This window comes from Peribacillus muralis, assembly GCF_001439925.1.
GTDB lineage: Bacteria > Bacillota > Bacilli > Bacillales > DSM-1321 > Peribacillus > Peribacillus muralis.
On the sequence record NZ_LMBV01000011.1, the window covers coordinates 78,206 to 89,042 of the forward strand.

General features: G+C 41.0%; 7 protein-coding genes and 1 pseudogene. 7 read left to right on the forward strand and 1 reads right to left on the reverse strand.

The features are described from left to right. Positions 1 to 121: 121 nt before the first annotated feature. Positions 122 to 212 (forward strand): hypothetical protein (locus ASU00_RS27090; RefSeq protein ID WP_330219547.1); only part of this gene is annotated, 91 nt, incomplete at its 3' end. Position 213: 1 nt separating this feature from the next. Further along, positions 214 to 1,894 (forward strand): annotated as a pseudogene (locus tag ASU00_RS14715) (SH3 domain-containing protein); the annotation flags it as partial. Positions 1,895 to 1,960: 66 nt separating this feature from the next. Here the strand turns inward: ASU00_RS14715 and ASU00_RS14720 are convergent. Beyond that, positions 1,961 to 2,419, reverse strand: a complete 459-nt coding sequence (locus ASU00_RS14720) for an Rrf2 family transcriptional regulator (protein WP_057914227.1) — start codon at positions 2,417 to 2,419, stop codon at positions 1,961 to 1,963. A 299-nt stretch (positions 2,420 to 2,718) separates the two neighbouring features. Between ASU00_RS14720 and ASU00_RS14725 the strand changes: the two genes are divergently transcribed. From ASU00_RS14725 to galE, 5 genes are all read left to right on the forward strand, one after another. Beyond that, positions 2,719 to 3,411, forward strand: coding sequence for a DsbA family protein (locus ASU00_RS14725; RefSeq protein ID WP_057914228.1), 693 nt, complete (start codon positions 2,719 to 2,721; stop codon positions 3,409 to 3,411). Between the two features lie 3 nt (positions 3,412 to 3,414). Further along, on the forward strand, positions 3,415 to 3,828 hold the full coding sequence (locus ASU00_RS14730) for a disulfide oxidoreductase (RefSeq protein ID WP_057914229.1): 414 nt from the start codon (positions 3,415 to 3,417) through the stop codon (positions 3,826 to 3,828). 536 nt (positions 3,829 to 4,364) lie between these two features. Next, positions 4,365 to 5,252 (forward strand): UTP--glucose-1-phosphate uridylyltransferase GalU, encoded by an 888-nt coding sequence (gene galU / locus ASU00_RS14740; RefSeq protein ID WP_057914231.1) that lies wholly within the window; start codon positions 4,365 to 4,367, stop codon positions 5,250 to 5,252. A 281-nt stretch (positions 5,253 to 5,533) separates the two neighbouring features. Beyond that, complete coding sequence (locus ASU00_RS14745) at positions 5,534 to 9,142, forward strand: CDP-glycerol glycerophosphotransferase family protein (protein ID WP_057914232.1); 3,609 nt, start codon at positions 5,534 to 5,536, stop codon at positions 9,140 to 9,142. Between the two features lie 276 nt (positions 9,143 to 9,418). Further along, positions 9,419 to 10,390, forward strand: coding sequence for a UDP-glucose 4-epimerase GalE (gene galE / locus ASU00_RS14750; protein WP_057914233.1), 972 nt, complete (start codon positions 9,419 to 9,421; stop codon positions 10,388 to 10,390). Positions 10,391 to 10,837: the final 447 nt, after the last annotated feature.

A 10,837-nucleotide genomic window follows, 5' to 3' on the forward strand; every position in this document is an offset into this window, starting at 1 on the left:
GAACGGAAAAGACGGGTATGTCAGCACGAAATATTTGTCCTTGAAACAGCCGGTAACCAATCCAAAGCCAGCTGCTCCTAATAAGACGGTGACGAAATACGTGAATGCAAGTACGCTCAATATGCGGAAAAGCCGGACGGATCGTTCAAGCATAGTCACGAGGCTTTCGAAAGGGACGAAGGTGACGGTGTATTCGGAATCGAAGGGCTGGGNCAACGGAAAAGACGGGTATGTCAGCACGAAATATTTGTCCTTGAAACAGCCGGTAACCGATCCGAAGCCAGCTGCCCCTAATAAAACGACAACGAAATACGTGAATGCAAGTACGCTCATCATGCGGAAAAGCGGAAGTGAAACGGCAAGCATCGTCGCCAAGCTATCAAAAGGCACGCCGGTAACCGTGTATTCGGAAACGAAGGGCTGGGCGAAGGTCAAGGCGAACGGAAAGGATGGTCATGTCAGTACCAAATATTTATCGGCAACAAAGCCGGTAACGGATTCCAAACCATCGACTCCAGTAAAAATAACAAAATATGTTAATGTTAATTCGGGAACGCTCAATATGCGGAATAAGCCAGCAGAAAACGCTTCGGTCATCGTGAAATTGGCGAGGGGTGTCGAGGTGGAAGTTATCTCGGAATCGAATGGCTGGTCAAAAATTAAAGCATATGGCGGGGAAGGTTACGTCAGCACGAAATACTTATCCCCCTCGAAGCCTGGTGCAACACCGGAAAACCCCGAACCAGGAAAGACGCTTACCAAATATGTAAATGTGATTGACGGTTCCAGTTTAAATATGCGCTCAGCAGCATCATTGTCCGCTTCAATCATTACCAAGCTTGTAGATAAAACGGCCGTAACCGTGTATTCCGAGTCTGGCGGCTGGTCAAGGATCACCGCTAATGGTAAAACGGGTTATGTCAGTACGAAATACTTAACAGCCAAGGCACCAGCCGTTCCGGGCAGTCCCAATGAATCGATCATCAGGATCGATAAAAATTACAACCTTACAATGGACGAGATGGTTCAAATTCAAATGGCGGCAAAAGCGCAAACGGATAAAGCGTACAATACCTACATACGTGAGGATGGCTTGAGTCTCATCAATTCAAAAACGGGGACCGTTAAAGGTACCGGTTGGCGCGTAAGGGGCGGAGCAGGCCCTAATTATTGGGTAGTCGGTGATGTAAGCAATAATCAATCATTGACTATCAAGTCAAAAGTCAAAGGCTCTGACGGGTACTATTGGTACGAAGTGAGTTATAACAAAACATGGGTCAATGCTAGTTCAAAAGATGTGGAATATAATCTTAATCCTAATAATTTTGTGAATGATCCAGTCCTATCATACCAATTCGTCAAGCTGTCACAAGTTGCCAATATGAATGTTTCCGAAGTGAATGCCAGAATCCTTTCAGGCAAGGGCATTCTACAAGGTCAGGCGGCGACCTTCACTTCGGCGGGGACGAAGTATGGAGTGAATGAGATTTATTTAATTTCTCACGCCCTGCTGGAGACGGGTAATGGCACTTCGCCGTTGGCAACTGGAGTGAAGGTGAATGGGAGAACGGTCTACAATATGTATGGAGTTGGAGCATATGACGGTTCAGCGGTAAGCAGCGGTGCTCAATATGCCTATAAAGCTGGCTGGTTCACTCCGGAAGCGGCCATTATCGGCGGCGCCGAGTTCATCGCCAAAGGCTATATCTCCGCAGGGCAGGACACACTTTACAAAATGAGATGGAACCCTACCGCGGCAGAGAAATATGGCTATGCTTCACACCAGTATGCCACCGATATTGGCTGGGCAACGAAACAAGTGAAACAGATTTATAATTTGTATAGTTTATTAGATTCCTATAAACTGACGATTGAAATTCCTAAATATAAATAGAACCATCAAAAAACACATGAGCCGGCCTCATGTGTTTTTGCCTCATATAGGATGGATGAGAAGCAGTTAAATCGCCGAATCTTTTCTGGAGTTGCTTCGTTTATCTTTTTCGATAATCTCCTTAACGACATCCTCGATCGTAACTGCGCCCAATGCTTTTTCCAAGGCTAGTTCAGCAACCGAAAAAATCGGTTCTAATGAGCTCTGTATATTTCTGCCAACAGGGCATGCTGGGTTAGGATTTTCATGAATGCCAAATAGCTCCTTATCGGAGGTCACGTTAACAGCGTGATAAACATCGAGTAAAGTCATATCGGACAACCCCTTTGCCAAGGTCGCTCCCGCAATGCCAGGCCGTACATTCACCAAGCCTGCCATCTTGAGCATCCCGGTAATTTTCCTAATCAAGGCGGGGTTGGTGTTGACGCTCTTTGCCATATAATCGGAAGTGTTCACGCTTTCTTTATTTAACTCTAAAAGAGATAATATATGGATCCCTACGGAAAAACGGGTACTGATGGACATCTTTTTCTCTCCTTTAAATTCCAATTCCTCTATAGTATAAATTAATTAACATGTAATTCAAGTAGTTACAAGTCGTAATCAACATTACGCACTTCGCTGCCATTTTTGGCAAAATTAAAAGGTATGTTAAATTGACAAACCTTCATCATGAAACTTATATTATAACATGTAAATCAATCAGTTACAGGTAAGCGGTAATGGGGAAGGGGGAACGGAAATCAGCCTGAATGGTGTCCAAGGGCCCCGCTATGGCTGTATAAGGAGATTCTAAACAACTACAACGGATATGGAGGTTCATGATGTCTAATAAAAAAAGTAAAAATCAAAAACAATCTTCTGCATTCACGTTTTGGATCATAGGGTTAGTCGCTGTTATCATCATTGGATTTATATTCTTGGCGAACGGCAAAAAAGAGGATCCTGCCGCTGTTAAAGAAATGGATTATAAATCACAGCCCTATTTGGGAGATGAAAAAGCCCCTGTGCAAATTGTTGAATTCGGTGATTATAAATGTCCCGTGTGTAAGACATTCGAGGAGAAATTCTTTCCATCGATCAAAAGTGAGTTGGTCGATACTGGTAAAGCGCAATTTTATTTCATGAATTTTTCATTCATTAACGTCGATTCAACCAGATCCGCTAAATTTGCTGAGAGCGTTTATCAGGAATTGGGGAATGATACGTTTTGGAAATTCCATGAGCTGTTATTCAGTAAGCAGCCAGATGATCCAAAATATGAAAAAGAAGACATATTCACCGACAAATTCTTAGAAGAAACATTGTCGGAAATCGCCAATGAAGCTGAAGTGAAAAAGGTGGTTGCCTCTTTTAAAGAAGGCAAATCCGAAGAACACTGGAACAAAGATATGAAAACAGCCGATGAATTGGGTGTAACTGGAACACCATCCTTATTCGTTAATGGCAAGAAGTTTGAGGGAAATACGATAGATGATTTAGAGAAAATGGTTGATGAAGCAGCGAAGGAGAAATAGTAGATGAACAAGCAGCTATTATTCGCTTGGATACTATCCATCATGGCTACTGCTGGAAGTCTCTATTTTAGTGAAATCCTGCATTATGTGCCTTGTACCTTTTGTTGGTACCAAAGAATCCTGATGTATCCACTCGTCATATTATTAGGCCGGGCCTTTTACGAGCAAGACTTGAAAATCCATCGATACATCCTCCCCTTGTCGATTTTGGGGATGCTTGTTTCAGGATATCACTATTGCCTGCAGAAGATCCCAGCACTGCAGCAGTTCGAAATGTGCCAAAGCGGTGTCCCTTGCTCAGTCGATTATATCAACTGGTTAGGATTCATCACAATTCCGTTTTTGGCCTTTATCGCATTTACACTCATTACAATATGTATGGCACTGCTGATGGTCAGAAATCAAAAGAACGCATAAACTACACTATTCTTTGTGGGTCAATCCTACAGAGAATAGTGTTTTTTTTATTGCCGAAAACAAACGGGAATTTAAAAAAAATGATGAAAATCAGGTTATATCGACGAAAAACGAAATATATCAACGGAACTTGCACTTATATCAACGGAAATCAAAATATATCAACGAAAATGGCACTTATATCGACGAAAAACGAAATATATCAACGGAACTTGCACTTATATCGACGAAAAACGAAATATATCAACGAAAATGGCACTTATATCGACGGAAATCAGAATATATCAACGAAGCAGTGAAGGTGAATACCAAATAACGGGTAATTATATAATTACAGGTTTTTTTGGTTTTTGTTAGGTTCAATTTTTGTGGAAATAGGTATATAATGAAACGATTGGTAAATTTTATTATTAATAGAGAACGAGACTATGTTACTATGGGTATATGATTCAATAATACTAGATGGTGCTATGGATTTCGGATTATACAATAATAGTTAGTACTATGGATATGTTAAAAGGGAGGACTATCAATCAATGAAGAATGTTAAAAAGGCGATAATACCTGCTGCGGGATTGGGAACTAGGTTTTTGCCTGCTACGAAGGCAATGCCAAAAGAAATGCTGCCGATAGTGGACAAGCCAACCATTCAATATATTTTAGAAGAAGCCGTGAAATCTGGAATTGAAGATATCATCATCGTCACAGGGAAGAATAAACGTGCGATTGAAGATCACTTCGATAATGCCTATGAACTAGAGAATAATTTGCGGGAAAAAGAAAAATTCGATTTATTGGAGAAGGTTCAATATCCTTCTAATCTAGCGAATATCCATTACATTAGGCAAAAAGAGCCTAAAGGTCTTGGACATGCTGTATGGTGTGCACGTAACTTTATTGGAGATGAACCATTTGCCGTCCTTTTAGGTGATGACATCGTACAAAGCGAAGTGCCTTCCTTACGCCAGTTGATTAACGAGTATGATGCAACGGGCTCGTCCATCATTGGTGTGCAGCCAGTAGATGAAAACGAAACACACCGGTATGGAGTTATTGACCCGGTTACACAGCAAGGAAGAAGGTACGAAGTGAACCGTTTCGTTGAAAAACCGAAACAAGGAACCGCACCATCCAATTTGGCCATCATGGGAAGATATATCCTAACTCCTGAAATATTCGATATCTTGGCTAAGCAAGAAACAGGAGCCGGCGGCGAAATCCAGTTGACGGATGCGATCCAAAAATTGAATGAAATCCAAAAAGTATTCGCCTACGATTTTGAAGGAAAACGCTATGATGTCGGAGTTGTGGATGGCTTTGTGAAAACGACCATTGAATTTGCCCTGCAGCGACCTGAATTGAAGGACGATATCATAAAAGAATTGGAAAATATACTTAAGCTGCATAAGTCGGCAATCAAATAATCCTTTCATACATGTAAGGTAAAGCCAGCTATGATAGGCTTTTTTCTCCTTGTCCAGTTTTTTTGCGGTCCCATATCACCGTTATAGTAATTTGAATATTCAGTTTATTAAAGTGGATCGAATTAATCCTATGGGAACCGTTGTGGAAAATTTGAAATGCGTTAAGATGCCTTTTACGCGTCACCCCGACTATCGGATACGCATCATTTTTATTGTTTCTGATAGTTGGAAATATTATTTTGGCTGTTGAATGACAATTAATAAAAGGGGTTGCCTGTTAAGTGAATAAGAAGGTACTAAAAAGAAGAGCTAATTTCCTTATACAACCTGTTACTAATTTCTTCTTAAAGGAAAATCATAAGCGTGTCATCACATATGCGAATTATTATGAAAAATTGACCGTGGAAAAGAACACGATTTTATATGAGAGCCGCGATGGAAACAGTATAACCGACAGTCCATATGCGATGTTTACCTATATGCTAGGCAATCAAGACTTCAAGGATTATACGCATATTTGGTCGATTCAGGATTTTAATGCGCTCTCTGGTGTGATAGCGAAGTATAAGGATATGTCTAACGTTACATTTGTTCAACGTAATTCAAAGGAATATTTAAAATGGTTGGCGACAAGTGAGTATTTAATCAATAATTCGACATTTCAGCCTTTTTTCATTCCAAAAAACGATCAAGTTTATATTAATACATGGCATGGGACACCGCTTAAGAGTATGGGCTTCGATATCCCAGGAAACCCATCTGTTTCCCAAAACGTGGTCAGGAATTTTTTGAGTGCTGATTATATTTTGAGCCCCAATGCCCATACGACGAATATGTATACGAAAAGCTATAAATTGAACGGCTTGTTTAAAGGGGAAATTATTGAAGAAGGATATCCGCGGATTGATTTGACCCTGAATACGAACAGAGAAGAGTATAAGGGATATTTAAGGACACTTGGTTTGGCCCTTCAAGATGGCAAGAAGAATATTTTATATGCTCCTACATGGAAAGGAACGAACCTTGCCAAAGTGGATAACGATATCCTTCAGATCATTGCCGATATGAATTATCTAGGAGCTCAAGTTGGAGAACAATATAATATATTGATTAAGGTCCACCCTTTTCTATATAAAGAAGCCGCCAAGCATGAGGATATCAAGGACAGATTAGTTCCAGATCATGTAGATACGAATGAATTACTCGCTGCAGTCGATTTGCTTATCACGGATTACTCTAGCATTTTCTTCGATTACCTTGTAACCAATAAGCCGATCCTGTTTTACACGTGGGATACGGATGTATATTCGGAGCAAAGAGGCCAGTATCTTAAAAATGACGAACTTCCTGGACCGATGCTTTTCAATGCAAAGGAATTGGTGCAGGCCATAAAGGATATTGAACAGGTGAAAAAGAGCTATGCCAATAAATATACTAAAATGCAGCAACGTTTCACGAATTATGAGGATGGGAATGTCACAGAGAGAATTGTGCTTCATCTATTCAATAAATCTACGAAACAACTCAACACCATTACCGGTCTCGATTCCACAAAGGAAAAAATCCTGATTTATCCGGGCGGTATGAAAGATAACGGGATCACATCCTCCTTCATCAACTTGATGAACAATATTGATTATGAGAAGTATGATGTCACCTGTTTTACCGCGACTCCCAACTCGCAGGAAGCTTTGAAAAACTTGAACAAAGTAAATGAAAATGTTCGTTTTCTCTTTAAACCAGGCTTGCCTGTATATAAATTGGGGGAAGTGTACAAGGATAAATTCATTCATAACAGGGGGGAAAGAGGGGCACTGGGGAAAAAGCTTTACCCGGAGGATGCATATATCAGGGAACATGCCCGTTTATTCGGGAAAACCCAATTCGACTATGTCATTGATTTTAGTGGATACAGCCATTATTGGGCAAAGTTCCTCCTAGCTGCAGATGCAAAAAAGAAAGTTTGTTATATGCATAATGACTTGCTTTCCGATAGTGAGCGGGTGATTAATGGAAGGCGGCCTCACCGTATTAACCTGAGAGGGCTTTTTTCGGTTTATCATCGATTCGATAAGCTCGTCAGTGTATCTGAAGGAACAATGGAATTGAACCGAAAGAACCTTCTTCAGTATGCAGACTTTGAGAAATTCGATTATGTCATGAATTCCATCAATCCTGAGAAAATCCTTCAAATCAATACAGAAGAAACTGAATTGGCCGGAAATGGCGAAGGTTCTTCTTCGATTGCGACGGAAAATTTCAAGGCACGAGCGATATTAAGGGACGTCAGGAGCCATCATGCCTGGAATACCCTTCCTGGGAATGCGAAGGCGTTTCAATTCCCTCTGGATGATGGATTGGAAGCGGCTGAAATCATGATTTCGAGAAAGGCCAACGGTAATGAAGCGACCTATTATAAATTCAGCTTCAATAATCAAATCATTGGCTGGATCAACGAAGAGGCTGTAGAGTTTTTGCCGGACAGCATCATTTACGAAAAGGAACTTGATAAAATCGCAAAACTCGTTAGGCCAAGAGGCAACTTCATCTGGTCGCTGCCCTACAAAGTTGAAGGAACATACAAGGTTTCCGGCAGTCATGACTTTAAAGGCATCCTCGTAAATATAGATAAGGAAGTAAAAACACAGCATTCGATTTATAGCAGAATATCAATAAACCAGACCGAAATCGGTTGGATCGATAATTCAGCTTTAACGATGCTTGAAGCGTGCACGATCACTGAAGACATGAGTGAAGTGGACAAGCTGCAAATCATGTTGAAACGAAAGTACGTGCTAGCGCGAAACTATAAAAAACATAAAAAATTCCTTGCTAACATTGATAATCGGACACTGAAGGAAGTAAATACGAGTGCACAGAAGTATGGGAAAATAACGATCCCCGAAGACCACACGATCTGGACGAAGGCATATCCGAATTACAAGGCCAAAAGGGTGGCCAAGGCAACGGAATTCGAGGGCCAAACCGTGAAGATCACCAAATACAACAGAACAAGAAAAGGCGGCTACTACCTTTTCGAAATGGACAATAAGAAAATAGGCTGGCTAAATACAAATGCGTTTGAAATGATCGAAGAGCCTGTCGTGTTAAAAGAACGCGAAGTGCGTGGAACGGCCGAAATCAAGCTAGGGAATTATAATATCTTTACAAAGCCGTATGGATTATTGGATGCGATGGTCGTTCCGGAAGGCCCGACTTTTGATGGGTGCCTTGTTGAATTCGACAAAGAAGCCGTTACTCAGCTTGGGACGTATAATCATATGGTGAAGGACGGGAAATCGTTAGGCTGGTTGGATAAGCAGGCGTTAATCGTACAGGAAGTCCATGGATTGGAAGTGAATAATCAATTCATCCCATATCCTAATGAAAATGATTATAATTTTGTCAATATGGGGAGGCTGTCACCGGAAAAAGGCCAGGATAATTTGATTCGTGCCTTCGCGAGTTTCCATGAAAATCACAAAAACAGCAAACTGTATATTTTAGGTCAAGGTCCTTTAAGGGGAGACCTACAGGCCATCATTGATGAACTGGAATTGAATCATAGCATCCACCTCTTGGGTCAGCTCGAAAATCCCTTTTCATTCATGGAAAAATGTGACTGCTTCGTTCTGTCCTCACATTATGAAGGACAGCCTATGGTTTTATTGGAGGCAATGACGTTAGGAATGAAAATCATGGCTACGGATATAGTCGCGAACCGGACCGTTCTGGAAAACGGGAAATATGGGCTGCTTGTTGAAAACAGCATAAATGGACTTGAAAATGGGTTAGCGACGATGGCGAATAATGCTAATTCGAATCTGGAAAAATTTAATTACCGTCAATATAATGAATTAGCCATGGAAACCTTCAAGAAATGCCTATAAAATGAAAGCAGGTACTTCTCACCAAATGAGGCAGATAAAACCTAATCAGAAGTTAATGCAAGGCTCTTTTCGTAAAGTTTGTTGTTTATATAATGAAACGATTAAGGTTGATTGGAGCAGCGAAACAGGTGAGAGACCGCACAGGCGTTCACGCCGAGGAGGCTCATCCGCCCACTGGAGGGGAAATCAACCACACCGCATTACTTGGTGAATAGCAACAAAGTATGCGAAAACAGCCTAAGTCAAAGAAAGCAGTTTCGAAAGGGGAAATGTAATGTGATTTTGGTCGTTGGCGGTGCAGGTTATATTGGAAGTCATCTTGTAAAAGAATTGGTGAATGAAAAAGAGGTTGTCATCTTGGATAACCTTTCAACCGGTTTTCGTTCATTGGTTGATTCGAAGGCCACCTTGGTGGAAGGGAATTTAGGGGACGAAGAAGTTTTGAATGAAATATTCAGCAAATATCCGATTGAAGCGGTCATGCATTTCGCTGCTAATAGCTTGGTGGGGGAATCGGTACAAGACCCATATAAATACTATGAAAATAATGTGGGAGCAACCCTTACGTTATTGAATACAATGCTCAAGCATGATGTGAAGAATTTCATTTTTTCATCAACAGCGGCAACTTATGGGATACCAAATGTAGATATGATCGATGAGGATCAGCCAACTGCTCCGATCAACCCATACGGTCGTTCCAAATTAATGGTGGAGCAAATCTTAGGTGACTTCGCACAAGCCTATGGCCTCCGCTATGTTGTTTTGCGATATTTCAATGCAGCTGGGGCACATGAGTCAACGGAAATCGGAGAAAGCCATGATCCGGAAACACATCTGATCCCAATCATTCTGCAGCATTTATTAGGTCAGCGCGAGAAGATTTCCGTGTTTGGTACAGACTATGACACACAAGATGGTACGTGCATTCGCGACTATATTCATGTAACCGATCTAGCCAAAGCCCATATAATAGCGCTCCAAGCACTATTGTCCGGGAAAAAGAGCACGGCAACCTACAACCTTGGCAACGGAAAAGGTTTTTCGGTGAAAGATGTGATCGACACATGTGAAAAAGTCACAGGCGTGAAACCGAACATCGAATATGCAGACCGTCGCCCCGGAGATCCAGCACGACTTGTCGCTTCCGCTGCTAAAATATACGAAGACCTAGGCTGGAAAGCAGCCATAGACTTGGAAGAAATCATTGAAAGCGCATGGAAATGGCATAAATCCCAACTGAATTAAACGACAAAAGGGTTTCGGAATGGTCTCATTCCGAAACCTTTTTGCTTTTACGCAGGCTCGATTTCATGGTGTATTGGAATGTTCCGGATAAAATACAATTCCCAAAACTGTAGGTGTAAGCAATGGATACTCCATTTTCGTTTTCACGCACAGTGTAATGGAACGCAAGGAGGGAGACTCCTATCCATCACATATCATACTTGGAAAAAACGAATCATTTATTGGGTTTTGCAATCCAGAAAATACATTTAATGATAATATATACATAAGGTTACATTCTTGTAATTGTGTTGAAGGTGCCGTTCTAAATCATCGTGATGTATGCATTGGTGAATAATATCCCGATCGTACACATTAGTTACTCAAATTTGATTATGCAGATATATCTCGATTTTCGTAGATAAAATCAGCAAATTCGTAGATATATCTCGATTTTCGTAGATAAAA

Coding starts and splice junctions, on each gene's coding strand:
- ASU00_RS14720 (WP_057914227.1), bottom strand. CDS start 2,419: ATGTCCATCAGTACCCGTTTTTCCGTAGGGATCCATATATTATCTCTT.
- ASU00_RS14725 (WP_057914228.1), top strand. CDS start 2,719: ATGTCTAATAAAAAAAGTAAAAATCAAAAACAATCTTCTGCATTCACG.
- ASU00_RS14730 (WP_057914229.1), top strand. CDS start 3,415: ATGAACAAGCAGCTATTATTCGCTTGGATACTATCCATCATGGCTACT.
- galU (WP_057914231.1), top strand. CDS start 4,365: ATGAAGAATGTTAAAAAGGCGATAATACCTGCTGCGGGATTGGGAACT.